The organism is Hydrocarboniphaga sp. FW305-C-57 (assembly GCF_058783045.1).
The window spans coordinates 177,202-201,070 of the sequence record NZ_JBYSYG010000010.1; the positions used below are offsets into that span (position 1 = coordinate 177,202).

Annotated in this window: 25 protein-coding genes and 1 pseudogene; 14 read left to right on the forward strand and 12 right to left on the reverse strand. The window is 59.2% G+C overall.

Annotation, left to right across the window (positions count from 1 at the left end):
- Nucleotides 1-30 precede the first annotated feature (30 nt).
- From AC3WUM_RS19135 to AC3WUM_RS19185, 11 genes are read left to right on the forward strand one after another with little or no spacing between them, the layout of a single operon-like run.
- A complete protein-coding gene (locus AC3WUM_RS19135; protein WP_492412230.1) occupies nucleotides 31-774 on the forward strand; it encodes a FliH/SctL family protein in 744 nt (247 codons plus the stop codon).
- Nucleotides 749-2,098 carry a FliI/YscN family ATPase gene (locus tag AC3WUM_RS19140; RefSeq protein WP_492412231.1) on the forward strand — a complete coding sequence of 450 codons (1,350 nt, stop codon included), beginning with the start codon at nucleotides 749-751 and terminating at the stop codon, nucleotides 2,096-2,098. Before AC3WUM_RS19135 ends, AC3WUM_RS19140 begins: the two co-directional genes overlap by 26 nt.
- A complete protein-coding gene (locus AC3WUM_RS19145) occupies nucleotides 2,095-2,535 on the forward strand; it encodes a hypothetical protein (protein WP_492412233.1) in 441 nt (146 codons plus the stop codon). The genes AC3WUM_RS19140 and AC3WUM_RS19145 overlap by 4 nt, the downstream gene beginning before the upstream one ends.
- The gene (locus AC3WUM_RS19150; RefSeq protein WP_492412235.1) at nucleotides 2,532-3,134 is read left to right on the forward strand and encodes a hypothetical protein; all 603 of its coding nucleotides are present in this window, start codon (nucleotides 2,532-2,534) and stop codon (nucleotides 3,132-3,134) included. The genes AC3WUM_RS19145 and AC3WUM_RS19150 overlap by 4 nt, the downstream gene beginning before the upstream one ends.
- A 13-nt stretch (nucleotides 3,135-3,147) precedes the next feature.
- On the forward strand, nucleotides 3,148-3,564 hold the full coding sequence (locus AC3WUM_RS19155; RefSeq protein ID WP_492412236.1) for a flagellar hook assembly protein FlgD: 417 nt from the start codon (nucleotides 3,148-3,150) through the stop codon (nucleotides 3,562-3,564).
- 4 nt (nucleotides 3,565-3,568) lie between these two features.
- Nucleotides 3,569-4,756: a flagellar hook-basal body complex protein gene (locus tag AC3WUM_RS19160; RefSeq protein ID WP_492412238.1), complete on the forward strand. Its 1,188-nt coding sequence runs from the start codon at nucleotides 3,569-3,571 to the stop codon at nucleotides 4,754-4,756.
- Complete coding sequence (locus tag AC3WUM_RS19165; RefSeq protein ID WP_492412239.1) at nucleotides 4,753-5,523, forward strand: FliM/FliN family flagellar motor C-terminal domain-containing protein; 771 nt, start codon at nucleotides 4,753-4,755, stop codon at nucleotides 5,521-5,523. The genes AC3WUM_RS19160 and AC3WUM_RS19165 overlap by 4 nt, the downstream gene beginning before the upstream one ends.
- 6 nt (nucleotides 5,524-5,529) lie before the next feature.
- A complete protein-coding gene (locus AC3WUM_RS19170; RefSeq protein ID WP_492412240.1) occupies nucleotides 5,530-5,877 on the forward strand; it encodes a FliM/FliN family flagellar motor switch protein in 348 nt (115 codons plus the stop codon).
- On the forward strand, nucleotides 5,874-6,275 hold the full coding sequence (locus AC3WUM_RS19175) for a hypothetical protein (RefSeq protein ID WP_492412241.1): 402 nt from the start codon (nucleotides 5,874-5,876) through the stop codon (nucleotides 6,273-6,275). The genes AC3WUM_RS19170 and AC3WUM_RS19175 overlap by 4 nt, the downstream gene beginning before the upstream one ends.
- Nucleotides 6,259-7,041 (forward strand): flagellar type III secretion system pore protein FliP, encoded by a 783-nt coding sequence (gene fliP / locus AC3WUM_RS19180; RefSeq protein WP_492412243.1) that lies wholly within the window; start codon nucleotides 6,259-6,261, stop codon nucleotides 7,039-7,041. The genes AC3WUM_RS19175 and fliP overlap by 17 nt, the downstream gene beginning before the upstream one ends.
- On the forward strand, nucleotides 7,038-7,787 hold the full coding sequence (locus tag AC3WUM_RS19185) for a sigma-70 family RNA polymerase sigma factor (RefSeq protein ID WP_492412244.1): 750 nt from the start codon (nucleotides 7,038-7,040) through the stop codon (nucleotides 7,785-7,787). Before fliP ends, AC3WUM_RS19185 begins: the two co-directional genes overlap by 4 nt.
- A 17-nt stretch (nucleotides 7,788-7,804) precedes the next feature.
- Here AC3WUM_RS19185 and AC3WUM_RS19190 read toward each other — a convergent pair whose 3' ends face one another.
- Nucleotides 7,805-8,185 carry a hypothetical protein gene (locus AC3WUM_RS19190; protein WP_492412246.1) on the reverse strand — a complete coding sequence of 127 codons (381 nt, stop codon included), beginning with the start codon at nucleotides 8,183-8,185 and terminating at the stop codon, nucleotides 7,805-7,807.
- Between the two features lie 11 nt (nucleotides 8,186-8,196).
- Nucleotides 8,197-8,775, reverse strand: a complete 579-nt coding sequence (locus AC3WUM_RS19195) for a tetratricopeptide repeat protein (protein ID WP_492412248.1) — start codon at nucleotides 8,773-8,775, stop codon at nucleotides 8,197-8,199.
- Nucleotides 8,776-9,201: 426 nt separating this feature from the next.
- Between AC3WUM_RS19195 and AC3WUM_RS19200 the strand changes: the two genes are divergently transcribed.
- A complete protein-coding gene (locus AC3WUM_RS19200) occupies nucleotides 9,202-9,624 on the forward strand; it encodes a helix-turn-helix domain-containing protein (protein WP_492412250.1) in 423 nt (140 codons plus the stop codon).
- Between the two features lie 281 nt (nucleotides 9,625-9,905).
- Here the strand turns inward: AC3WUM_RS19200 and AC3WUM_RS19205 are convergent, their stop codons facing one another.
- A complete protein-coding gene (locus AC3WUM_RS19205) occupies nucleotides 9,906-11,969 on the reverse strand; it encodes a hypothetical protein (protein ID WP_492412252.1) in 2,064 nt (687 codons plus the stop codon).
- A gap of 191 nt (nucleotides 11,970-12,160) precedes the next feature.
- On the opposite strand from AC3WUM_RS19205, the gene AC3WUM_RS19210 reads away from it, so the two are divergent.
- Nucleotides 12,161-12,481 carry a helix-turn-helix domain-containing protein gene (locus AC3WUM_RS19210; RefSeq protein ID WP_492412254.1) on the forward strand — a complete coding sequence of 107 codons (321 nt, stop codon included), beginning with the start codon at nucleotides 12,161-12,163 and terminating at the stop codon, nucleotides 12,479-12,481.
- Between the two features lie 618 nt (nucleotides 12,482-13,099).
- Here AC3WUM_RS19210 and AC3WUM_RS19215 read toward each other — a convergent pair.
- The 5 genes from AC3WUM_RS19215 to AC3WUM_RS19235 form a co-directional block, all read right to left on the reverse strand.
- Nucleotides 13,100-13,735 carry an RES family NAD+ phosphorylase gene (locus tag AC3WUM_RS19215; protein ID WP_492412256.1) on the reverse strand — a complete coding sequence of 212 codons (636 nt, stop codon included), beginning with the start codon at nucleotides 13,733-13,735 and terminating at the stop codon, nucleotides 13,100-13,102.
- Between the two features lie 3 nt (nucleotides 13,736-13,738).
- On the reverse strand, nucleotides 13,739-14,368 hold the full coding sequence (locus AC3WUM_RS19220) for a hypothetical protein (protein WP_492412258.1): 630 nt from the start codon (nucleotides 14,366-14,368) through the stop codon (nucleotides 13,739-13,741).
- Between the two features lie 303 nt (nucleotides 14,369-14,671).
- Nucleotides 14,672-15,046, reverse strand: a complete 375-nt coding sequence (locus AC3WUM_RS19225) for a helix-turn-helix domain-containing protein (RefSeq protein ID WP_492412260.1) — start codon at nucleotides 15,044-15,046, stop codon at nucleotides 14,672-14,674.
- Between the two features lie 9 nt (nucleotides 15,047-15,055).
- Nucleotides 15,056-15,358, reverse strand: coding sequence for a type II toxin-antitoxin system HigB family toxin (locus tag AC3WUM_RS19230; protein ID WP_492412262.1), 303 nt, complete (start codon nucleotides 15,356-15,358; stop codon nucleotides 15,056-15,058).
- 265 nt (nucleotides 15,359-15,623) lie between these two features.
- Nucleotides 15,624-16,730 carry a site-specific integrase gene (locus AC3WUM_RS19235; protein ID WP_492412263.1) on the reverse strand — a complete coding sequence of 369 codons (1,107 nt, stop codon included), beginning with the start codon at nucleotides 16,728-16,730 and terminating at the stop codon, nucleotides 15,624-15,626.
- Between the two features lie 122 nt (nucleotides 16,731-16,852).
- Here AC3WUM_RS19235 and AC3WUM_RS19240 point away from each other — a divergent pair, with 122 nt between their 5' ends.
- Nucleotides 16,853-17,884, forward strand: a complete 1,032-nt coding sequence (locus AC3WUM_RS19240) for a DNA-binding protein (RefSeq protein WP_492412264.1) — start codon at nucleotides 16,853-16,855, stop codon at nucleotides 17,882-17,884.
- A 182-nt stretch (nucleotides 17,885-18,066) separates the two neighbouring features.
- Here AC3WUM_RS19240 and AC3WUM_RS19245 read toward each other — a convergent pair.
- From AC3WUM_RS19245 to AC3WUM_RS19260, 4 genes and pseudogenes are all read right to left on the reverse strand, one after another.
- Nucleotides 18,067-19,151, reverse strand: a pseudogene (locus tag AC3WUM_RS19245) (IS3 family transposase); the annotation flags it as partial.
- 315 nt (nucleotides 19,152-19,466) lie between these two features.
- Complete coding sequence (locus tag AC3WUM_RS19250; RefSeq protein ID WP_492412266.1) at nucleotides 19,467-19,919, reverse strand: hypothetical protein; 453 nt, start codon at nucleotides 19,917-19,919, stop codon at nucleotides 19,467-19,469.
- A 25-nt stretch (nucleotides 19,920-19,944) separates the two neighbouring features.
- On the reverse strand, nucleotides 19,945-21,378 hold the full coding sequence (locus tag AC3WUM_RS19255) for an HlyD family type I secretion periplasmic adaptor subunit (protein ID WP_492412267.1): 1,434 nt from the start codon (nucleotides 21,376-21,378) through the stop codon (nucleotides 19,945-19,947).
- A gap of 2 nt (nucleotides 21,379-21,380) precedes the next feature.
- Complete coding sequence (locus tag AC3WUM_RS19260) at nucleotides 21,381-23,540, reverse strand: type I secretion system permease/ATPase (RefSeq protein ID WP_492412269.1); 2,160 nt, start codon at nucleotides 23,538-23,540, stop codon at nucleotides 21,381-21,383.
- Nucleotides 23,541-23,869: the final 329 nt, after the last annotated feature.

Consider the following 23,869-nt stretch of genomic DNA (forward strand, 5'->3'; position numbering starts at 1 on the left):
GCCAGTGTGGATGCAACACCGGGGCTGCTCATGGGCGTGATTGTCTCGTCCACGGCGGAGGGCGGCCGCGTGACGTTGCCTACCGCTCATGGCGGCGCCAGAGCGAATGAGGCACGTCGCACGACTCTGGGTACGTCGTTGCCATCGCCCCTGATCGATGGGGTGCTCAGCGTGCTGCAGGGCGAGACCCCGGCTGCGGCTGCGCTCAGGGAGCCTATCGCCTTGCCGATGACGGCGGGGCCTTCCGCTGTGCCGACAGCTGACCCGCAAGCTCTCGAGGCGGCAAGACAGCAGGCCTATGACGAGGGTTACTCCAAAGGCGAAGCCGAGGGGCGATCCGTGTGGTCTGCGGATAACCAGCGTCTGGCCTCGCTCATTACCGAGATCGACGCGCAATGGCGCTCGCGCATCGAGGATGCCGAGGAACTGGCCATCGAAATCGCCTTCGCGGCTCTCAGCCGCTTGCTCGGAACCGAGTTGGCCCAGCGCGACACGGTCATCGCGATGGTCAAGCGCACGCTGCTCGAAGCGCAGGCCGATCGGACGCGATTGAGCGTGCACCTGTCGCCGCACGACTTCGACTTTCTGGGCGATGAAGGGCGAGCACTGTTGACGGTCGATCGCCCCAACCTGGAATGCGTCGCCGATGCGCGAGTCAAGGTGGGCGGGTGCTTGCTGGAGACGGCGCACGGCACGCTCGACGGTCGCATCGAGATCCAGCTGGCCCGACTCAAGGAGGCGGTGCTCGATGCTCGCAAGAACAGCGCAAGCTGAGGCCATCGAGCGCTACGTCGGGGCTCTGCAGGCAGCGGAGTTGTTCCCGCGGCTTGGGCGTGTGCTGGGCTATCAGGGCTCCATCGTGGAGTGCGAAGGGCCGGATTGTTTCGTGGGCGAGTTATGCGAGATCTACGGCGCGGCCGACCAACGTCCGATCCGTGCGGAAGTGGTGGGATTCAAACGTAATGCGGTTCTGCTGATGCCATTCGGCGAGGTGCACGGCATTCGGCCTGGAAGCCAGGTCATGGCGACCGGGCGGGTTCCTCAACTCGCCGTCGGTCCGGCTTTGCTCGGGCGCATCGTGGATGCGTTCGGACACCCCCTTGATCATCGGGGTCCCATCGCCTTTGAGCGCCAGGTGCCTCTCCAGGCATCCGCTCCCAACGCGATCGAGCGACATCGCATCGAACGAGGCTTTGAAACCGGCGTGCGCATCATCGATGCGCTCACGCCGCTGGGGATTGGGCAGCGTGTCGGCTTGTTTGCCGGCAGCGGCGTTGGCAAAAGCACGCTCCTGGGCATGATGGCCGCCACCAGCGTCGGCGAGATCAATGTGATCGCGTTGATCGGTGAACGGGGACGCGAGGTTCGGGATTTCGTCGACGAGCATCTCGGCCAATCCCTGGCGCGCTCGGTGGTGGTGGTGGCAACGGCGGATCAGCCTGCGTTGAACCGCGTGCATGCGGCTTGGAGCGCCATGGCCATCGCCGAGTATTTCCGCGATCAAGGCCGCGACGTGGTGCTGACCCTGGATTCGCTGACCCGTCTGGCCATGGCCCAACGCGAGATCGGCCTGGCCGCTGGCGAGCCGCCCACGGTTCGCGGGTACACCCCTTCGGTCTTCGCTCTGCTTCCGCGCTTCCTGGAGCGGGCGGGGCCCGGACGCAACGGCTGCGGCAGCATCACGGGATTGTTCACCGTACTGGTGGAGGGAGACGATTTCTCCGAGCCGATCTCGGATCACGCTCGCGCCATCCTCGATGGCCACATCGTGTTGACGCGCGAAATCGCACAGCAGGGCCAGTTTCCGGCCATTGATCCCCTGCAAAGCATCAGTCGTCTTGCGCGACAGGTGGCGGCACCCGCGGCGATGAGCATCGCGGAAGAATGCGTTGCGCTGTTGGCGCTCTATGAGCAGTCGAAAGACATGCTCAGCTTCGGCGCCTACAAGCCGGGAACCAACAAACAACTCGACAAGGCAGTCCGGGTTGTTCCGAAGCTGCGGAGTCTGTTCAAGCAAGGCATCAAGGACGTGTGCCCGCAGGCCGAGACCTTGCAGAAGCTGGCCGCGCTGATGGCCGAATCCGGAGGCTCGGTATGACCCGCCGATCCATCGCCCCACTGGTGCGTCTTATGGAATGGGAGTCGATTACGGCGGATCAAACGTATCGTCTTCGGCTCGATGAGCAGGCGCATGCCATCGAAGCACGCGACATCAGCGAAGGGCGTCTCGGTTTTATCCAACGTCGCATCGAGAGCGTTCTGAATCACTCACAGCTGTCGGTTGATGAGTACCGACTGCACGAGCAGCAACTCGCTGGCGGTCTTTCGACGCTGTGGCAGCGCCAGGCCGTCGTGGATGACGTGACGCAGCGCACCGAGCAATCGCGCGAAGCGGCGATACAAGCGCAGCACCGCCTGGAGGTGCTGCGGAAAGTTCAGGATCGACGCGCCGCTGAGACTCACCGAGCCGAGCAAAAACGAGCGGAGACCGAGACCAACGAGTTGTGGTTGAGCCGCCGGAGCCCCACGGCATGACGAACGCGATTTCTCATTTTTCAGTGGATGCGCCGATTGCGGCGGCGCGAGTGGCGAACTCGGCTTCCCGGCAGCAGTTGGAGCGCTCGGCGTTCGAGCATCTGTTCGAGTCCGACGTCCACTACAAATCATTCAGTGCTGCAACACAGCCGCCGGCATCACCGTCGAACGGCGAGACCCCGACGGGTAGTGGTGCGCAACCTCAGGTCGACATCGCCGCTTCGCCGAGCTTTGCGCCGCATCGTGTCGGGCAGCCGGAGTCATCGTCGACTGCGGTTGAGCAGACGGCTCTGCCGGATGCGCCAACGGGTGCTGCGAGAGTCGCCGCGCTGCCTGGACAGATCGAAGGGAAGGACGGAAGCGTCGAGCCGCACATCGAGTCAGCGCGATCGAGCGGCGAGGTTCAGGCGCGCTCGCTCGCTCATTCCACCGTGAACATGTCGGTTTATCTCGACGAGCAAGGAGCACATCTGGTCGTGCGGCAAAACCTTGCAAGCCGTGATGAGGAGACGGGGTTGGCGCAAGCGATCAAGAGAGTGCTGGCGCGCTTCGGTTTGAAGCTCGCGCGGTTGAAGGTCAATGGCAACGGTTTGACATAGGGCGGAGACGATCATGGCGGTCGATGCGATCGGCGGGACAGTGGGTGCAGGGGCGGGCGATGCAGTGCAGCGATCCGGGGTCAGCGAAGACGACTTCATTCGCCTGTTTCTGACGCAGCTGAGTTTCCAGGATCCGTTGGAGCCGGTAGACAACGCGGAGTTTCTCGCTCAGTTGGCGCAATTCACCAGTGTCAGCCAGTTGCAGAGCGTCAATGCCAACCTCGAGGCCTTGCTTGGCGTCCAGGCATCGAATCAGGCCGTTGGCTTGCTTGGCAGGACGGTGGAAGTCAGTTCGTCGCCGAGCAACGTCATTGGCAAGGTGACGACCTTGGACTACCGAACGGGAAGTCCCTTGCTCACTGTGGTGGGCAGCGATGGGGCGGTCCTCGAAAGCGTGTCGCTGTCTCGTGTTGCACTCGTGAGGGAGTAAATCCATGACTGCACTGACCGGCATCTTCATCAGCCAAACGAGTCTGCTGGCGTTCTCGAAAGCCCTGGACTCGATCAGCAACAACGTCGCGAACCTCAACACAGTGGGGTTTCGCGGTTCCGATCTGTACTTCGCCAGCTTGGCCGCCGCACAACCGAGCGTGCAGGACTTTCGAGAAGGCAGCGGTGGCGGCGTCATCGGGTCCGGCACGGAAGTCAGTGGCGGTGGGCGTCGATTCGGTTCCGGAGAATTGCGGGAAACCGGCACCTCGACGCACCTGGCGATCTCCGGCCAGGGATTTTTTGTTCTGACGCAGAATGGTGTTCAGTACCTGACCCGTTCCGGACAGTTTGAACTCGACGAGAGTGGAACGCTGATCGACCCGGTCTCCAAGGCCAAGGTTCAGGGCTATGGGGCTGACGGACTGGCGGATCTCCGGATCGACTTGTCGCAGCTGAGTCCGGCGAATCCGACGACCAAGGTGACGTTCACGGGGACGTTGTCGACTGGCGACAACAGCCATCAGAACACGATCAATGTGTTCGATGCCGACGGCACACAGCAAACGTTCACCGTCGATTTCACGAAGAACGAAACAACGCAGCAATGGACGTTGTCGGTGAAGAAGGCGGATGGCACCGAGGTGCTCTCCGAGACGCTGTTGTATGACGTCGCTGGCATTCCGGCTACGGGTTATACGAGCTTCGATCTTCCCATCAGCTCATCGAGCGGGCGTCAGACCACGGTTGCCCTGGACTTGAGCGCCACCACGCTCTTGTCCGGGACAACTTCCACGGTCGCCGTTGGCCAGACGGACGGTTACACCTCTGGGCAACTCTCCAACTTCTCGTTCGATACCAAAGGCGTTGTCACGCTGAGCTTTTCCAATGGACAGACACAGCAAGGGCCGCAGGTCGCGCTGGCCATCGTGCCGGACCCGCAGCGCCTCGTGTCGGAAGATGGCGTGCTCTTCAAGATTCCGGACGGCGCCGACGTGCGTTTCGGAAAGCCGAATGAAGGTGGACTCGGTGCGCTCTCACCAGCGAACGTGGAACTGGCGAACGTCGATCTGGCGCGGGAGTTCGGCGACATCATCGTGCTGCAGCGCGGCTTTCAGGCGAGCTCGCAAATCCTGAATGTCTCGAGCCAGATGATCGAAGACGTCTACAACAGCCTGTCCGGACGCGGATGACCCCGTACCGTCCGCTGTTGGAGGTTGAGTTTCAGCAAATCGAAGCGGTGTTGGAAGCCGTGAGCGATGCCTGGACCACCGATTGGTTCGCAGAGGCGACACCGGCTCAGATCACACTGACGGCTTCGAAGGAGCTGTTCGACTCAAAGAGCGCATGGGCTGGAGTTCAACTCGGCAACCGTCATCTGGCGTCGATCGAGTCGAATGCCGCGACCGCGGCGGTATTCGTGGCCGCGCTGGCAGGACAGCCGGCGGCGGCGACCTGGCCTGATGCAGATCATGACCGTATCGCGATGCGCTTGGTGCATGACGCGCTCGGTGATCTGGTACTTCGTATTGCAGCTCAGTCTGGCGCGCTCGTGATCGGCGCGGTCGAACCATTCCCGGAAACCTTGCGTCACCGCGGTTCCACCAATGTGGCACTGACGATTCGCTACGCCGACGTGGTGTGCGCGCGGTTGCTGATCACGCGTGCGGCGCTGGAGCGATTTCTGATCCCTCCTCGCGAAGGCCGTCGCCACGACCAGACCGATCTGGTTCGTCGGGGCGTGGCGGTCCAACCGATCGAAACGCAGCTGAGCGTGGTGCTGGCTCGCGAGTCCATGTCGCTGGGTGATGTCCGAGATCTGCAGGTCGGACATGTTTTGACGTTCAACAAACGAATCGACGAAGCACTGGAAGTCTGGATTGGCGGCGCCGTTAGGGGCCATTGCTATTTAGGCCGCACCGGTGAGTTTCGTGCAATCCGACTGACCTCTGAGGAGTAATGGCCCATGAGCACATCCGACAAACAATCGAGCACGCCGACCGTGTCAAACGTCGACCTGGAAAATCTATCGAACAGTCCCTCGCGACCTGGTGCTCCGGCATGGACCGATCAGCGGCTGGATCTGATCCGCGATGTTCCCGTCGAAGTGGAAGCCAAGCTGGGTGTTGCGCAACTCTCGGTTGCGCGACTGTTTGCGTTGCGGGACGGCGATGCCTTGACGCTCGACACGCGGGTCGATGAGCCGGTCGACATCCTGCTTGAGGGGAAGGTTATTGCGCGAGGGGAGATTGTCGTCGTCGGCGAGCATTTCGGTGTTCGTCTGCGCGAAATCATTGCGCCGGATCGACTGTGATCGCAATGAATGGGATTCGCTCTGGCGTGCTCGCCTGCGCGCTACTGGTGATGATGTCATCGCCATCGATTGCCTCGACCGGAGAAGCCGAGGGCACCCCAGCCGTTTTGTCGACGGACGCATCGAACGATGGGGCAAACACCTGGCAGTTTCTCGGCGCCTTTGCCTATGTCGCGATTCTCGCTGCCGCGGCGTATGCGGGCGTTCACATCGTGCGGCGGCGGCGATCGCTCCTCGGCGCTGCCGCCAGCAAGGCAGGGCAGATTCGCGTGGTGAGCACCCAGCGCATCAATCTGACGTGCGCCGTGCACTTGTTGGAGATTAGGGGTGAGACGGTGGTGATGGCGACCAACGGCACCCAGGTTCATCTGCTGCAACTCAATGCTCGCCATGGTTGATCGTCGCGCCACTCGGCGGCTGATGTCCGCGCTGACGGTCCTGATCCTCGGTAGCCTGCCTTGGTGTTGCGCCTGGGGTGCCGATATCGCGTTTCCCGGCGGACAGCTCACGATCAGTGGTGCAGACGGCAGTTTGAGTACGCCGTTGCGATTGCTGATGGTGCTGACGGTCCTGAGCCTGGCGCCAGCGATTCTGATCGTGCTGACCTCCTTCACCCGCATCGTCATCGTGCTGGCGATGCTGCGGCAGGGACTCGGCATGCCCGAAACACCACCCAATGTCGTGCTCGTGAGCTTGGCGTTGTTCCTGACGATCTTCACGATGAGTCCCGTCTGGACGACCATCTCCGACCAGGCCCTGCAACCTTATGCAGCCGGCACCATCTCCGATGTCCAGGTCGTCGAGCGAGCGCTCGACCCGCTGCGCAAGTTCATGGCAGCCCAGGTGCGAGAAAAGGATCTTTCGCTGATCTTCGAACTCGCGAAAGTCGAGCCCCCACAAAAGCTCGAAGACGTTAAAACCACCCATCTGATTCCGGCTTTCATGCTCAGTGAGCTTCGGAAAGCCTTCGAGATCGGCTTTGTGCTGTTTTTGCCCTTCGTCCTGATCGACCTGATCGTGGCCAGCGTCCTGATGTCGCTGGGCATGATCATGGTGCCGCCGCTGGCTTTCTCGTTGCCGCTGAAGATTTTGTTGTTCGTGCTGATCGATGGGTGGGCTTTGCTCTCCAGCACCCTGGTCAAGAGCTTTGCCCCGATCGGATGACCCGCGAAGATGCGGATTCCGATGTCGCCGCCGCCGTCACGACACATGACGAGCAGGCGCTGTGGGCGCGATGGCGTGGGCAGCGGGTGATCGCAGCACGAGAGGCACTGATCGAGCGATATCGTTGGCTGCCCCGAAAGATCGCCGCCCAGGCGCTTCGCGATGGGGGGTATGCGAGCGATCTGGATCGTCGTGATCTGGTGCAGGCCGCAACGCTGGCCATGATTCAAGCGATGGATCGATTCGACCCGGGGATTGATCGTTCGTTTGTCGCCTTCGCAAGTAAACGGCTTAGAGGGGCGATCTTTGACGAAATCGACGGCTCTTCGGATCTGCGATCGCAAATCGCATTGGCGCGAGACTTGAAGCGCGAGCGGATCGAGTCCCTATCAGGCTCGGCGGAGGTTGCCAACCGGCTCAAGCGAGTCGTGGAGATCGCGGTGGGCGTTGCGGTCGGCATCCTGCTGGAGGACAGCGCGATGTTTGTCGACGAGACGACCCCATCAGCGCCCTATACGTCGGGCGAACTGCAGATCTTGCGTCTCAACCTGCTGGCGCTGATCGAACGGTTACCGACGCAAGAGCGATCTGTCTTGAACTACCACTACTTCCACGACCTGTCCTTCGCTCATATCGCTGACCTGCTCGGCGTCACGCGGGCGCGCGTTTCGCAGATTCACGCAAAAGCCCTGGTCGAGGTCCGTACGCGATATGCCGACTTGGGTCGCTACGACGAGATTGCCTGATGGCAATGGAGCTCGGCTCAGCGGCCTTGTTGTACCTCGCCAAGCACGGCATCGAGTTCATCGAGCACCCGCGCGTCGTCTGAGAACACCGATTCCACGCGGGCGACGACGGTCGCGAAACGCGCGTCGTTGGCCAGTTGAATGCCAAATTCCGAGAGCAGCACCGACTCGATAAACAGCCGTCGAGCCCGTTTACGATCGTCGGACTGATCAAGAGCCAGCCCCACAAGGCCGCTGCGCAAGCCGGCTCGTAGCTCATCCAGGGTGAGTTGCGCCTGAGCTTGACCTCCACGCCCTGTCGATCGAGTCCCAGCGCCCGAGGTCGTTTTATCCGAGCGGCGCGCAAGCGTCGTGCGGATCTGGGACACCAGGCCCTGCAGCCGGTCGACCGACGTCATGATGGGGGCGCTCAGCTGTCGTTACGACCGCCACTGCGGACGACGTCGGAGTAGGTGCTGGCGAACAGATGCTCGGAAGTGCCTGAGTCGGTCGGCACGCCCGCCTCCTTCAGCTTCTGCTCGACGTTGACCAATATTCGCTCAATGTCCTGAGCCAACGCCGCGTTCTCGGTCTCCTGCTGCCGAGCACGACGTAATAGCGGTAACGCGCTGACCGTGTCTGACTCAGCCAGCTTCAACAAGCCGGCCTTGAACAACTGCTGGCTGGTGTCAGGGGCTTCGATGTCCAGCGGTTCCCAGGCAAGGCGGGCAGCTTCGACGTTGCCTCGGCTGTAATGCATGAGCCCGAGTTGCAGATGAGCGGTCCAGAAAGTTGGGGCCAGCTGTACGGCTTTGCCCATGCCTTCGATTGCACGATCCATCAGACCGATTTGAGCGTGCTCCGCCGCGAGCATGAAGTGCAAGCGCCCATCCTGCGGTGCCACCGCGATACCGCGTTTGAGCTTGGCGATCGCTGCGTCGTGGTTGCCGCCTTGGCTGTCGATGACAGCGAGGTTGAGCAGCTCATCGGAATCGAGAAGTTCGTCCACGGAGGTCGCCAGTTGATTAGCACGTCAGCTGATTCTACAGACACTGTCCCTCCTGTCAGCGCTTTTGTAATTCGCCTTCAACGGTTCTTCTGATTCGCAGCACTTGACCAGGGTGGCCAAGCACATGGAGGAGAGGGCCGATCTTTCAAAGCCTTTGTTGGCTTGGGTTTCGTGTGATGCAAAAGGAACCGGCGTATGAGAGGGATTGGTAAGCCGTAAGTGAATCTACCGATGAACGAAGATGCTCGCGGTATTAGTCGGCGTCGGTGCCCGATAGCGCGAGAACGCTTCAACGGTTAGGCCGCGCGCGGAGGATGAGGGTAGTTGGATCATCTAGAACACACGATGGCCGGGGGCATTACAACAGCACGCCCCTCGTTTATTTTTTCGGTATTCTTCGCCGGATTTCTCTAACGGGGGAGAAAAATGGACGTAGCCATCGTATTGAAGAGCGAGTTCATTCGGCTGTCGAAAAAGATTGTCCGCGATGAAATGGCGTCGCTGAAGGCGTTACTGGCATCGCAGCGCAAACAATCACAACTGTTGAAGACGCGGTTGGATGCACTCGAAAAGCGAGTGAATCGCGTGCAGAAAGTGACTGGCAAGACAGAACTCAACAATGCGTCGGCGGCGGTGATCAAACCGCGATTCGATGGAGTTCAGCTCCGTGCCTTGCGCGAACGTCTTGACGTATCCCAGGTAGAGTTGGCATCACTGATCGGGGTGAGCCATAACTCCATCTACAACTGGGAAACGGGAGGCTCACAGCCTCGTGAAGCCTCGCTGGATGCGCTCGGTAAGATTAGTAAGCTTGGCAGGCGTGAAGTCCGGAAGCGATTGAATAGCTAAACCGGCATCGACGCTTGGCCTTGGTGCGATCAAGCAGAAAATCTCGAAGAGCATCAAGTGACGCAGGCAACGATGGATAATCGTTCCGCGCACAGAAGTCGGATCAAAATTCGCCAGTCCGCTCGCATTTTATTTAACGTGTTCGGGCTACCGCGACGAGAGAACTGCCGCATCGAGGGAAACAAGGTGCGAGGAGAACACAGGCCTGCGCAACCGTTGCCTGCGATCAGGCGCAGTGGAGGGGCGATCTGCCCCGGATATCACAGAAACGGATTCGGAGCCTACTGGCAATTGACGTCTATGCAGCGGATCGCACGAAGCCGATAAACCGCTCCGCATCCGAACAGGCCCAACATCAGCAGCCCCAACGAGCCACCACCTTTCTTTCCAGGGCTTTCCGACTCTCCCGGATTGCTTAGCGATTGCACCAGCAGGTTCCTCGCTTCGTCGATAGTCCCACCGGGACCGTTGCAGCGCATTCCGAAAGTGGAGATGCCGACGGTATCAATAGCGCCGGTGCTCGCCGTCCCAGATGTTGATTTCACCCCAGACCAAGCACCATAAGCTTCGCACGCGTTCGCGTTGATCGCAGACCAGGTGACGGTGGTGACGCCCCCCTGTGGGATGGTTATAGGTGCAAGCTGCAGCGAAAGCGTCGGGGGCACTACTTGGACAGCTGTGAATTCCGTGTTGACGTCGGTCGGTCTATCCGATCCGCCTGGCTGCTGGCAGTACAGATTGACTCTGTAGATTCCTGCTGCATCGGCTGTAAGCGTGAGCGTTCCAGTTTCACCGACACTGTTACGCATCGGAGATCCGCTTGGGCGCGAGTAACTCAATGAGCAAGGCTGAATTGAGCCAGTGGTGTCCCAAATTATCGTGACGTTCTGGCCAACGGTCACGCTAGCGGGTGCAACGCTGAGACTTAGGGTCGGCATATAGCTCGTCGGATGCTCAGCCCCTTCAAGCACCATTTCACCCGTGCTACCAGGGTCGAGCCAGGGCGCAAACGAATTCGTGCTGGTACCGCCACCCAACCAACTGTCAGATAACTGCTGCGAAAAGGTCACCGATCCGCATGCCCCGTTGTCGTAGCACATCTTCGTCTCAGCCATGGACGCGATACCGATCAGGTGTCCCGCCTGGTCGACTAGACCGCTCCCCGAAGCTCCGCCGAACGAAATCCCGTCACCCAGAGACGTCTCCGAAAACATGGTCCATGAACTACACGTTCCGTTCGGGCCGTTACAGGGGTTTGGGACGCCTGAGACGCTGCCACCCCCAATACCGAGAACGCCATCGCTATCTTTAAGAAAAAGCTGCGGCCGATTCCCCCCGTGATTGATTGCAAAAAACTGCCCGCGGCGCCCTGGCGTTTCTACGGAACTGCCGGGAACAGGTTGAACGGGCTCGAAGTAGCTTCGAAAGTCCCAGCCCATCCAGTATGCGTTCGAACCCGCCGGTACAGGATGATCAAGGCGATATAGAAGCGTATCGCCGAAAGAGGCGAGGACGCTTATTCCATCCGAGGCAGAGGTAGCAACGTTAGATGCCGCAATCACCGTATCAGAACCGCAAGGCACGATCGCCCCAAAATAGGCGCGCCGGTTGTCAGGCTCACTAGGAGATCCTGCATGACGCTCACAGTGTGAGGCGGTAACAATCAGCGGCTGATCGTCGCCGCGCGTGTTTCCAATGAGAGTTCCTGTGCAGATGAGCACAGCACCTTCCTGCAGTTTTGCGATGTTCAAAACAACGGTCGCACGTGACGCGAGGTCGCGCTCAGGCGTCGAGACGCAGCTGTAATTGACTACGCCGTCCAATTCGATTCGGTGAGCCTTTGTCGGCAAGTCGTTGGGGGTGACGTCGAAGCCGCGAATGCGTATATGTGCATTCGCCTGCTCATTCTTCGGCAGGCGAATCTCTATCATGGCGGTGTCGCCGTTCACTGGCAGTGACCAGAGTCGCCCTTTCGACCAAGCATTCGATGTTAGGGAACGTTCCTGCGTGTCACTCTTGAGTGTGACAACCGCGCTGGACGGCAGCTCTACTTCGTCTGCATGCATAGCGATCGATGCAGTGCCCGGAAGGCGAATTGCCAGCCGCCAAACGGCGAACGGCCCCTCATGTTCCCAATGTCCGTCGGCCAACGTGTACTGCCGTTGCACGATGCCGGCATAGACTTGCTGGTCATGGCGAACACGGTCTATCGCGACGTTCACCTCGCTGCGAGGAAGCGTGCGTAGGGCGGTTGGAGACGAGGGCGCTGCCGAGGCGTTTGCTCCGGACAAAAGCATCAGACACAGCACAATCGGCGCCGTTCGCGCCCAGAATCGAGTCTGCATCGTTGCCCCCCCAACAGGAATCGGTTGCAGTGACGGCGGAGCAAAGTCCGCAAGACGGGAGGCCCTATGTACCTCTCGGAGATCCGCCGTTTCAGAATACTAAACTGAAATGGTTGATATAGAAACCCGCTCTATAACAAGGGTTTTTAAACCGCGTGGCGCGATGCCGTGCGGCGCGCGAATGTTGCTGAATGCGAACCAAAACAGAGACCGCGAGTCGGCGTCGTGGAAGACGGGCAGCGCTTGACGATTCCAACGGGCCAGATCCGTTGCTGTCCGCTATTGGTTCGCGAATTCGCGCAGCCAGGGAACGGGCGGACGTCGCGCAGGAAACCTGCGCTGCCGAAGTTCCGATTTCGCGATCGCATTTCGGGCTGATCGAGCGCGGAAAATCGAACGTGACCGCCGCGACACTGGCTCGAATCGCACTCGCGCTTCAGACCCCGGTCGGAGACCTAATGCCGTCTCTTGAAGAACTGCAGAAGCTCATCAAGGGGCGCCGCACTTCGTAATCGTGGCCGTAGCGGGGCGCCGAGCCGGACTGCTGGATGTGTAGGTGTTGCCGCTCGGTCTGGATTAACCATTCCGAAGCATCGTGCGCAGTGTCAACTGAGCATGCTTCATGTCTTAGGCATGTTGATTGAGAACGACAATCGGCGGTCATGGCCGGTCGCCCACTCGGAGATCAAGCTAGTTAATCCAGACCGAGCGGCAAGAACCTGGCCGCACAGGAAGTCGAATCCCTGGCAGCGCTGATCAAGGGGCGCAGCTGATGAGCACGCTCAGCGGTCGCATGCTGATCGGCGCTAGCGCGCGCCTGGGGGGTAATGGCAGCTTCAAAGCCATCAACCCTTTTGATAAAGACGGTAAGGCTGACTGGATAAGTTTGCGGGCTGACGCCGGAGCCCCGCTGCACTACGCCAGCGCGCACACTCTCTGGAACCGCGAGAGCGCTCGGTGCAGGCCCAGGTGGCCGGGAGCGTTCGACGCTGACGGTATTCAGGAGCGTTGCATCGATATTCATGCCGCCGGCACCTATTTGCAGGTGGTGCCAGCGGAGATACCGCACCAACAGGACACCCTGAAGCCCCCAGTCGGATCGAATGAAATCTCGGGCGCGCGGGCGCCAGCTAACCCTTCAAGTAGCCGAGCTTGGCGCAGCAGGCGTCGATGGTGTTCGTGAGCGAGTGATCCGACAGCGCGCGGTTGAAGTCGGGCATTTCCGGGATGGCCGATTCAGCCGTTTCGAACAACACAACGGCCTCATGCTTCGATCGCATCGACGACTGGTACAGAAGCCCATCGAAGCCTGGGAACGCGTCGTACAGCGCTCGGGCCCAGTTTCGCGAGCGATCGCGCGGCCCTGTGCTGATCGCGCCGGAGGCGCCCATGCGGGTGGCGAACTCGCCGGTCAGATCAAGCAGTCGGATTGGCCGCTCCAGCGTGAAAATGACGAGGTAGGGGTCGTCGGAGTTGCGGTCGATGATGCGATCATGCTGAAAGACCTCGGCCAGGCAGGTGATGGCTTCCTTTGCCAGGTAGAGCACGCCGCGCTCGCCAATCTGCGGCTGCCCTTCGTCATTGGGCAGGTGGTGATCGAACCGGGAGCCTTCGTTCGGCCCCCAGTGCCGGAACGAATTCCACGCGACCGGATGATCGCCCGCGGCTAAGTAGACGCGCGCGAAGCGCATGCCCTCGGCGAAGTCCGCGACCTCCGGCTCGAGCGAGCGCAGGCGCCGAAGGTCGGGGAGCGGAAGCTTGGCCACGCGTCAGGCCTGGCGCGGCCAGGCGGCGATCTCGGCAACGCGTTTGGCGTCACCGGTACGCAGCAGGTATTCGCGCGGCGACAGCGGCTCGCCCAGCTCGTCGTTCGCGCCGATCGTGGCCAGGTCCGGCGTCGGCGTGGACAGCCAGGACACGGCCGCCAGCGTGTTCATCGTCTCCCGCAGCGCCGGCAGCACTAGGCGCAGGCCAGGCAGTTCGGTCTGCCGGTGGAACTGGATGCTCGGGAAGCGATGCTCGTTTCCGTCCGTGAGGGCCAGCAGGCTGCGCTCCTTGACCCGCTGCCGGATGCGGGACGGGTTCACGCCCAATAGTGCAGCCACCTCTTGGGTCGGCAGCGCGGACTTGAAGACGTGGAAGAAGGCATAGAGCGTTTCCTGGCGCGCTTGGGCGGCCAGACGCTCGGTATCGGGCTCGGTGGCCAGCCCGACGTCGCGCAGGGCCTCCAGCTCGCCCGCCGTCAGCGTGGTTTCGGGGGTCAGCGTCGCCGGTGGCGTGAATTCGCCTTCGCGATGCAGGAATTCGCGCGCGGCCGCTTGAACGTATTCCAGATCGCTCGTCGGTTTGGGCGACTCGACCAGATCGGGAACCAAGGCTTCCAGCAATTCTCGCTGCATGACATCTCCTAACGCAAACGCATCGCGTTAGTTTACGCAAATCGCCGACCCTGCGCTGAATCGCCTGCGGGTGTCGGAAGGTGACGATCGGGAGGGGCTGAGTGCCAGCCCTTGCCTCAAGGGCGGGTGGGCTACCGTCTGACGGCGTCGGCAAGTTCTTGAACTTCCAAGGACGGCCTTACCGACTTTTCTAAAAATGCAATTTGGAGCCGAGGTTTCCGGCCGTTCTGACGGACTTTAATGGGCTATGTGCAAAAAATGGTTGAGAGGCGATCCACGCCAACCACTTTTTGCACAGGACGGCTATGCGGCTTTTTGCGAGACTCGCTGATTGAGCAGACTTTCGGCGGGGATGTTGAACGTCTTGTTCAGCGCCTGGATCATCCGCACCGTCAGCGGTCGACGGCGAGCCAGCACTTCATAAACGCGATTCTTGCGGCCGATCACCGGAACCAGGTCATCGACCGTGAGGCCTTGCTGCTCCATCCGGAACTTGATGGCCTCCACGGCATCCGGAAGATCCATGGGGAAGTGCGTGCGTTCATAGGCTTCGACCAGCGTCACCAGGACATCGAGGCGATCGCCTGCCTCGGTGTCAAGCTCGGCCGACATGAGCGTCTCGATTTCTCGCAGGGTCTGCCGATAGTCGGCATCAGTCTTGATGGGGCGGATATTCATGGCGCGCTCTCAAATGGTCTGTACGTCGATCTGATCGTACTGTTGCTGGGTGCCGATGAAGCGGATGTAGAGCACTCGGTACGGGTAGTTGATCCATGCCACCAAGCGATACTTGTTCCCGGCGATATTGAAGACGACGCGCCCGTCTTTCAGGTTGCTGGCACTACGGAACTGCTGCTTCACCTCATTGGGCGTGGACCAATTGGCCTTCACCGCTTCGCGATACCACGCCATCGTCGGCTCTTCGGCATCATGGAATTGCGGTTGGTCGGCCCAAAACGCCTTCAGTGTCGATACGGCGATAATTCGCATACCCCTATGTTGGTCCCAAAATGGGACTTCATCAAGAGATAGGCGGCTTTCATCGCCCGAGCTGGTTGAAAGGCCGATTCAGCCAACCACCTTTTGCACATAGCCCTTTAATGCAGGTGAACTACACCCCAAAAGCTGACCGTCTTTACCACAAGGATCAGCTTCTGGGCTCGCGAATCCCCATAAAACTAATCCGCATTGCTAGTCCAATGTGCTCGCAAACGGAAACACAGCGCGGCCGAAGGACCGCGCAGAAAAATTCAATTCAAGTCTGAGCTTTCCTGAGATTCGCCGCACGGCTGTTCAATACCTCGCCGACCTCTGAATATCTCACCACGCTCCTCACTAATCGATGTCCGGTCATGGCCATTGTTTCGGCCAGTGGTACATCGCTCATCCCCGCCTGTGTGACGAAACCTCGACGCAAGCTATGCCCGGCGTATTCGCCGGGCAGGCCCGCGCGGGAGGCTCGTCGCTGCACGATCGCGGCGACGGCATGTCCGGATAGACGAGGGCCAACCTTATCGCCCCAAAGGCGTCGGAAAATGGCGCCGTCCGTTATCCGTGCCGCCTGCAGCCATGCCTGCAGCGCCATGGCCGCATCATCCTTGATCGGCTTTGGCCCACCGTCTTGAGTCTTCGAACGACGCATCCGGAAGATTGCCTTATCCAATCCCAGCCACTCCAAGTCTCGGCATTCAGCCGCTGCTATTTCCGATCGTCGACGGCCGCCACTCGAGAATCCGAAGTAGAGGAGGGCGCGATCACGCAGCCCCTCAAGGGAGTCGTCGCAAGTCGCCAGCATCAGGTCCAGTGGATCCAGGGTCGCGGCGGTCTTCGACTGCGGACCTTCGCCGTTTTCCAGTGCCAGCTTGCGGCAGTCCGACAGGAGCCGACGAACGACCGCATCGTGGCACGGACTCTCCAAGCTGTTTTCGCGGTGAGCCCAGGATAGGACCGCCAAGCGCTGGTCGATCGTCGTCATCCGATGGCGGCCAAGCTCGCGCTTGTAACCAGCGGCAACCAACGCACGATCCACGTCATCGGGCATGGCGGCCTTGATGGTCAGCTCGTGATTGCCGGCATCCGATCGCTCGGGCTGGCCGAAATGATCGATGACGAACAACTGCACCCGGTGGACCGACACCGGCAGCGTCAGCGGCTCGCCGAAGCGGACTTGCGACCAGGCGCTCCAGTAACGCAGCGCCTTCATGTAGGCCTCAATCGTTGATGAGGGCGTGGCGACAACGCGGATGTTGAGGACCGCGGCCTCGACTTGCTGATGCAGTGCGAGTGAGGCGCCGTCGAACTCAGGGCTTTTGATGACTGCAAACGCTGGGGTATCGCTGCAATCCTCAAGATGACTATTCATAACGTATTCCGTAATATTTATACCGATACGAATGGCGTACCTACGTAAATGTACACTTAACGTAGGTACAGATCGGAATTCCCGGAACTGAAAGCGGGCACACATTTTCGAGGCGGGAAAGCATGCGTACCGGAGTCACCCTCAGCGACATCACCCGCGCGGCGGATCAGCTACTGGCCAATGGGGAGCGGCCCACCGTCGAGGGCATTCGCAATTTCCTGGGCACGGGTTCACCGGCAAATGTGAACTCGCTGCTGAAGGAGTACTACCAGGCACTCCCGGCTCGCCTGAACCTTCCGGCTCCGATTGCCACCGCTGCGGCGGAGCTCTACGAGAAGGTCCGCTCTACTGCCATGGAGGAGGTGGAGGGGCAACGTGTCGAACTCGAGCGCCAGGCCACCCTGGATCGAGAGCAGCTTGCGCAAGAAAGAAGGGCGTTCGATAGCGAAAAGACCACTCTGCGCAGCCAGGTCGCGAGCCTGACGAACGACGTGCAGCGTCAGCAGGAGGTAGCGCGCCAGCAAGCGAACAGAATCGCAGCGCTCGAGAAGGATCTAGCCGCACAAAGCCAGCGAGCGGCCGGCGCGGAGGCATTGGTCAAGGCAAGTGAAGAAGAGCGCGATCGCGCTTCCAGTCGTCATTCTGCCGAGTTGCAGCGACTTCGAGAGCAGGCCGAAGGGAATGAGCGCCATTTTCTTGCGCGAATTGAGGAACACAAGACGCAGCAGCAGCGATTCCAAGCGGACAGAGAGCGGGAGGCGGCTGCCGCCACGAAGAGAATCGCCGGCCTTGAGTTGTCGTTGTCGGAGGCCCTGAAGTTGCAAGCATCGCTTCGTGGAGAGGTTACTGCGACGCAACGCGACCTCGCCAAGGCGCACGATGCAAAACAGGCCAGCGAGCAGGGCCTCGAACGGGCCCAGTCAGAGCTTCTGAGGGCCGAGTCGCAGTCGCGGCAAGCAATCGAAAAAGCCCTAACTGAAAGCGAGCAAAGTCGATTGGCCAGCGAAGGCTACCGGCGTGAGCGCGACGATGCTTTACGTGAGCTCGCACGTTCCGAGGGAAAGGTGGGGGCGATCAACAGCCAACTGGAAGAGGCGAGAGCCGAAATCGCGCGACTGCATCGCGTCGGTGCATTGGTGCCACACGTCAACTAGCTACGCATGCAGCGGTCATGATTCCGATCAGCTAACGAATTGTGCATGAATAGCCATTCAAAGTACTGTGAACGAACGCAACCTGTTAGCGAACAGCCGCCTAGACCCGCACATAGCGCTGGCAAGCAGTCGACGTCCCCCCTTGTTCAGTAGCAGGCGGCTTTGGAATCCGGGGTTAATGTAATGGCCTTTGCGGCCAGCTGCTTTGCATAGCTGGCGGGCGTCAGTCCGCCGAGCGCTTTCTTCGGTCGCTCCTCGTTGTATTCACGGACCCAGGCATTGATCACCGCCTGCGCGTGCGCGAGGCTGACGAACCAGTGCTCGTTGAGGCATTCATCGCGCAAGCGCCCGTTGAACGATTCGACATAGGCGTTCTGGTTGGGCTTGCCCGGTTCGATCTGTCGCAGCGTGACGCCGTTGCGATGCGCCCAGGTCAGCATGGCCTTGCCGGTCAGTTCGCGGCCGTTGTCCGAGCGGATCACCGACGGCTTGCCGCGACGTGCGCAGACCTCGTCGAGCATCCGCGCGAGCTGGTTGCCGCCAATGCTGTGCTGAGCCATCACGGCCACCGCTTCGTGCGTCGCGTCGTCGACGATGACCAGACACTTGAGCGTGCGGCCCGATGCGATCCGGTCGAAGATGAAATCGATCGACCAGACCTCGTTGGCTACGCTGGGCCGGATCAGCGGCTGGCGGTCGACCGGCGGGACCCTCTTTCGGCGACGCCGGCGTACATGCAGTTTCTCCTGTGCGTACAGCCGATCCACGCGCTTGTGGTTCACCTGCAGGCCGTCCTGCCGCAGCTTCAGGTAGATCATCTCCGCGCCGTAACGCCGATGTTTCTGCGCCAGCGCCACGATCTTCCGCCTAAGATCGACGTTGCGGTCCGGCGCTGGCACGTAGCGCAGCGAACTGGCGCTCATGCCAACCGCCGTCAGCGCACGTCGCTCTGCCAGTCCCAGCGATTTCATCTCCCGCACCACCTCGCGTCGAGCCGGTGCGGACGCTACTTTTTTCGCAAAACCTCACGGATCACCTCCGTTTCCAGAAGACTCTCCGCCAGCATCTTCTTCAGCCGCGCGTTCTCGACTTCCAGCGCCTTCAACCGCTTGGCGTCCGACACGTCCATGCCGCCGAACTTGCTCCGCCACAGGTAGTAGCTGGCGTCCGAGAACCCGTGCCGCCGGCACAGCTCCTTGATCGGCACGCCAGCATCCGCTTCCTTCAGAAATCCGATGATCTGCTCTTCGCTGAACCGCTTCTTCACGTCCAATCTCCTTGGTAACAGGGATTGGATTCCAAACCGGGCCGCTACTCAACTACGGGGGGACGTCGCAGTCGCGCTTGGCTGTAAGCCAGACCCGATGCATCGCCTAATGCATCATCCTGCTGTATTGCCGGACAAATGCACTGCCTTTCGGATGCTCAATTTAGCCTATAAGAACACGTCGAGATCACCTAAGAAATTCGCCTGAACGAGCGAAGCAGCGAGGATTGGGCTGAGCGATTTGATAGAAATCTGATCGCAATCGCTTTCCGAATCTTTGCCAGGCGAGAGCGCGTCAATAGTCTCTATGACAACCTAAAGCGGTAGCGCCATTGCCTGGTCGAGTCCGTAAAAACCTGATTTAAACAAGTCGAACGGAAGAGTCACTTCTTCGGTCGACTTAAATGACGAGAGCGCAGCTATAAGCAAATCAGACTGGCGAGCGATCTGAAGTACATCTTCACCATCCAAGCCAGAGGCTTCTTCAGCGATTCCCAATCCGTGTCTTGACATGAGCGGCTGGTTGTACACGGACACTGGTTTTTCTACGACAGTAGACGCCTTGTGCTCGAGCAACTGCTGCTCTTGCGAAGAGTAGGCTAACGCATCACCTTGATCCATTCCCACGTGTCCGCTTAGCTCTGTCAGGAATATCGGCAGTGGCTTAGGGCATGAAATGATCGGCTTCACGAAAGGCTTGGAGCTGTCGCCGGCACCAGAACGACGAGGATTCAGGCTGAAAATACTGCGAAGGGAAAAATTGGGCATAGAAATCTCTTCGAGGTGCTATCAATCAGCGTTCTTTGAAGCTCTCAGACTGATACTTTTGTATTGGACTAAGCAGGAACTCGATCAGGCGTCGCTCCCCAGTTTTAACTTCAACGGCTACGGCCATGCCCGGAAAGACGCGTACGCGTTCATCACCGCTAGCGAGCTCATCAGAATCAACCGCAACACGCATCGTGTAGAGGAGCCCGCGCTTTTCGTCTTCTATGGAATCATGCGAGACATGCGTGACGCGCGCTTTGAGCGTTCCGTACTTCGTGAACCGATAAGTTTCGACTTTGACCTCGGCGTTCATCCCGACTTTAACGAAACCGGCATCGCGATTCTCAATGAATGCCTCTACCTCAACTGGCTGCTTGCTTGGGACAATTGACATAATCGGCTGTGCTGGCGTGACGACGCCACCAACGGTATGGACCACCAGCTGCTGAACGGTTCCACTGACGGGGGCAGTCAGCGTCATGAGTCCCGTGCGAGCTTTCGCTTGAATCAACTGCTGTCGAAGCTGCGACAGATCAGCACTAGCAGCGTTCTGTTCATCAAGTGCTTCCCTTCGGCGCTGCGCCACCATGGCCTCAATGGAACGCTGGGCTTCGTGTATTGCAGCAACTGCTTCCTTCTGTCTGCTCCGTTGAAGGGCTAGATCGCCCTCCTTCGATAGCCGCGCCTCCTCCTGCTCGAGGTAGGTCTGCGTCGGAATCAGCTTCGATTCTGAGAGCGACTTCAATGCTTCGGTGCGGCGTTGAACAATGGGAAGCGTGGCTTCAAGTGATCGTACTGCTTCGAGTATCGAGTTCAGTTCCGCCTGACGTTGGACAAGCTCTGATTCGGCATGAGCTGCGTTTGCTGAGAACTCCTGGTACTCGCTGGCTAGCCAATCTGAGGCTTCTTTGATTTCGTCCTCAGACGATGTGTTGATGACCCCTAAAGGAGAGAGATTGCGAGTGTCTATGGAAATCAACAGAGCTTTTGCCTTCGCCAGTCGGAGTTCGGCGTAAGCAATCGCATCCTCTGCCCTGTCGGCTTCTGCGTCCGAAATCGTCGAGTCTAGCTCGACAAGAACATCACCTTGATTGACTTCATCTCCTTCGCCCACGAGGACTCGTCTAACCGTTGCCGTGTCAGCGGACTGAATGGTTTTGGTTCTGCCAACCGCGATCACCTTGCCGGATGCAGTGGCAACCACCTCAACCTTTCCTATGTACGACCAGGCTAGCGCGCCAGCAACTAGCAAGATCAATATCCAAATGGCGACGCGCGGAGCTGGGGAGACAGGTGTCTCTTGAAGGGCCAGTGCGGAGGGTAAGAACTCTGCCTCGGATCGCAAGAAGCGATTATGCGGCGCCAAGCTTTCTTCCGCCCAAGCTGATTTCCAAGCGGAAGAATATCGATCAAGAAGATCAGAGATGGCGTCAAGTTTAAGCTTGATGAAGCTGTTCACTGTCAACCGCCTTGCATACGGTGAAGGCGTGCATAACGGCTTTGGCTATCTGCCAGAAGCTCTACATGAGATCCGCTCTCTGCGATCTGGCCGTTCTCTACAAACAAAATTCGGTGTGCACCCTGAACTGCAGTAAGCCGATGAGCAATGATGATCACGGTCCGTCCGTTACAGATCTGCGCCATATTTTCTTGGATCGACCGCTCTGATTCGTAGTCCAGAGCACTCGTTGCTTCGTCAAAGATGAGTACGCGCGGGTCGGTAATCAGCGCCCGAGCAATAGCGATGCGTTGACGTTGACCACCGGATAGACCCGTCCCGCGCTCGCCGAGGACGGTGTCATACCCTTCGGGGAGTTGAGTAATGAACTCATGGGCGCCAGCTAGCTTGGACGCTCGCACTACAGAGTCCAGTGGAGCTCCGGGGTCTGCCAGGGCAATGTTGTCTCGAATCGACCGGCCAAAAAGCGTGGCTTCCTGCATCACGACACCAATCTGTCGTCTGAGGGAAGACGGATCAACGACCGATATGTCCACGCCGTCAACCAACACTCTGCCTTCTTCGGGGACGTGAAGTCTGAGCAGCAGACGAGCTAGAGTGCTTTTCCCCGAGCCGGAGCGGCCGACCACCCCAACGATCTCTCCTTGCGCTACTTGTACTGAGAGTCCGCGTACTACGAGCTGTCCATCGGGTCGGTATCTGAAATGCACGTTTTCGAATGTGATGTCGCCCTTGACTCGTGGCAGCGAGGTCTTAGCGTGCGCTATCTCGGGGCGAGTATTCAGAATGTCTCCGAGTCGCTGCATCGAAATTCCGACCTGCTGAAAGTCAGTCCAGAGTTGAGCAAGTCGAATAATCGGAGTCGAGACGTGCCCTGCGAACATATTGAAGGCGATCAACTGTCCGACAGATAGCGAGCCATCGATGACAAAACGAGCTCCGAACCATAAGGTTGCTGCGGTGACGAGCTTGCTCACCAAAGTAACGCCACTCTGTGCAACAGCACTGACATTTGAAGCTCGAAAGCCAGCAGAGACATACGAGGCAAGCTGGTTATCCCAGGTTCGGGTCCATTGAGGTTCCACCGCCATTGCCTTGACCGTGTCGATGCCGCTGATAGTCTCCATCAGAAAAGCTTGATTTTCCGCTCCGCGAGCGAACTTCTCATTCAACCGCCCACGCAATAGCGGGGTTAGAACGGCGGATAGAATGAAATAGCAGGGCAACGAGAGCAGTACGAGCAGGGTGAGCTTCGTGCTGTACAGGAACATTACGGCTATAAAGACAAACGAGAACGCAAGGTCGAGTCCGACAGTAACCGCATTCCCTGTTAGAAAGCTTCGGATGCTTTCGAGCTCTCGAATGCGTGCAACTGAATCTCCGACTTTGCGAGCATGAAAGTATGCGGAAGGGAGCGCAAGAACATGACGAAACAGCCGAGCACCGAGCTCAACATCGATCCTGCTGCTCGTGTGAGAGAACACGAAAGTGCGAAGTCCTCCAAGCAAGACTTCGAATGCGGTGACAACGATCAAGCCGACTACAATGACGTCTAAGGTCATGAGTCCTTTATGGACCAAGACTTTGTCCATAACGACTTGAAAGAACAGTGGGCTCACCAGCGCAAGAACTTGGATCACCAGAGAAACTAGAACAACTTCCCCGAGCAGCTTTCGGTACTTGACGATGGCGGGAATGAACCATGTGAAGTCGAATCGCTTGAGTTCGGCTAGTGTGGATCCGCGCGAGGCCGCGACAATTACTACGCCGCTCCAGCGGCCGACGAACTCGTTTTCCGAGAGTATTTGAGGTCGACCAACAGTGGGATCCTGTATGAGAAAGCTGCGAACTCCGTCCTTCTCACTGACACGCCCTAAGACAAAGAAGCTGCCGTCTTTTGCGATCGAAACCAGTGGAGAAGGGGTGTTCGCCAATCGCTCGATTCGAGGACTTTGAAGCTTGACGGTTAGTCCAAGCTTCTTGGCCGCGAGCAGCATCTGCATGGACGACAGCGCTTGTCCATCCGCCACGTACTCATGCGCCAGCTGATCAGGATCTGCCGCAATCCCATGATATCGCGCAAGCAATGTGAGGCAGGCAATGCCGCCGTCTAGCGCTTTCTGTTGCGCATGTCCCTGAGACGAAGAACTTCCACTGTTCATGCAAAGAGTTGAAGATTGATGGTCCGAATTCGCCTCCTAGCGTAGAGCAAGACATCCAAAATGGACTGCCCGTCCATCCGGGAAATACTTGCGCTAGTCGCGGTCGCTGGGCTGCAAAGTCAGACGGACAACTTATGACGCTCACCTCACTTCTGATTGGTCGGCCATTCGGCGCCACAAACAGCTTAGTGAATCGATAGTCAGAGAGATGTTGATGCTCTCGCGCAGGAGGCGTTAGTCCGCTGACGTGTAGGCGACGCCGATTTTTCTTTAGATATCTACAAATCAGATTGTGCAGTTCGCGCGGCACTCAAACCGCGAACATTATC

Coding starts and splice junctions, on each gene's coding strand:
- AC3WUM_RS19135 (WP_492412230.1), top strand. CDS start 31: ATGGGCGTGATTGTCTCGTCCACGGCGGAGGGCGGCCGCGTGACGTTG.
- AC3WUM_RS19140 (WP_492412231.1), top strand. CDS start 749: ATGCTCGCAAGAACAGCGCAAGCTGAGGCCATCGAGCGCTACGTCGGG.
- AC3WUM_RS19145 (WP_492412233.1), top strand. CDS start 2,095: ATGACCCGCCGATCCATCGCCCCACTGGTGCGTCTTATGGAATGGGAG.
- AC3WUM_RS19150 (WP_492412235.1), top strand. CDS start 2,532: ATGACGAACGCGATTTCTCATTTTTCAGTGGATGCGCCGATTGCGGCG.
- AC3WUM_RS19155 (WP_492412236.1), top strand. CDS start 3,148: ATGGCGGTCGATGCGATCGGCGGGACAGTGGGTGCAGGGGCGGGCGAT.
- AC3WUM_RS19160 (WP_492412238.1), top strand. CDS start 3,569: ATGACTGCACTGACCGGCATCTTCATCAGCCAAACGAGTCTGCTGGCG.
- AC3WUM_RS19165 (WP_492412239.1), top strand. CDS start 4,753: ATGACCCCGTACCGTCCGCTGTTGGAGGTTGAGTTTCAGCAAATCGAA.
- AC3WUM_RS19170 (WP_492412240.1), top strand. CDS start 5,530: ATGAGCACATCCGACAAACAATCGAGCACGCCGACCGTGTCAAACGTC.
- fliP (WP_492412243.1), top strand. CDS start 6,259: ATGCTCGCCATGGTTGATCGTCGCGCCACTCGGCGGCTGATGTCCGCG.
- AC3WUM_RS19185 (WP_492412244.1), top strand. CDS start 7,038: ATGACCCGCGAAGATGCGGATTCCGATGTCGCCGCCGCCGTCACGACA.
- AC3WUM_RS19190 (WP_492412246.1), bottom strand. CDS start 8,185: ATGACGTCGGTCGACCGGCTGCAGGGCCTGGTGTCCCAGATCCGCACG.
- AC3WUM_RS19200 (WP_492412250.1), top strand. CDS start 9,202: ATGGACGTAGCCATCGTATTGAAGAGCGAGTTCATTCGGCTGTCGAAA.
- AC3WUM_RS19205 (WP_492412252.1), bottom strand. CDS start 11,969: ATGCAGACTCGATTCTGGGCGCGAACGGCGCCGATTGTGCTGTGTCTG.
- AC3WUM_RS19210 (WP_492412254.1), top strand. CDS start 12,161: ATGCGAACCAAAACAGAGACCGCGAGTCGGCGTCGTGGAAGACGGGCA.
- AC3WUM_RS19220 (WP_492412258.1), bottom strand. CDS start 14,368: ATGCAGCGAGAATTGCTGGAAGCCTTGGTTCCCGATCTGGTCGAGTCG.
- AC3WUM_RS19225 (WP_492412260.1), bottom strand. CDS start 15,046: ATGAATATCCGCCCCATCAAGACTGATGCCGACTATCGGCAGACCCTG.
- AC3WUM_RS19230 (WP_492412262.1), bottom strand. CDS start 15,358: ATGCGAATTATCGCCGTATCGACACTGAAGGCGTTTTGGGCCGACCAA.
- AC3WUM_RS19235 (WP_492412263.1), bottom strand. CDS start 16,730: ATGAATAGTCATCTTGAGGATTGCAGCGATACCCCAGCGTTTGCAGTC.
- AC3WUM_RS19240 (WP_492412264.1), top strand. CDS start 16,853: ATGCGTACCGGAGTCACCCTCAGCGACATCACCCGCGCGGCGGATCAG.
- AC3WUM_RS19250 (WP_492412266.1), bottom strand. CDS start 19,919: ATGCCCAATTTTTCCCTTCGCAGTATTTTCAGCCTGAATCCTCGTCGT.
- AC3WUM_RS19260 (WP_492412269.1), bottom strand. CDS start 23,540: ATGAACAGTGGAAGTTCTTCGTCTCAGGGACATGCGCAACAGAAAGCG.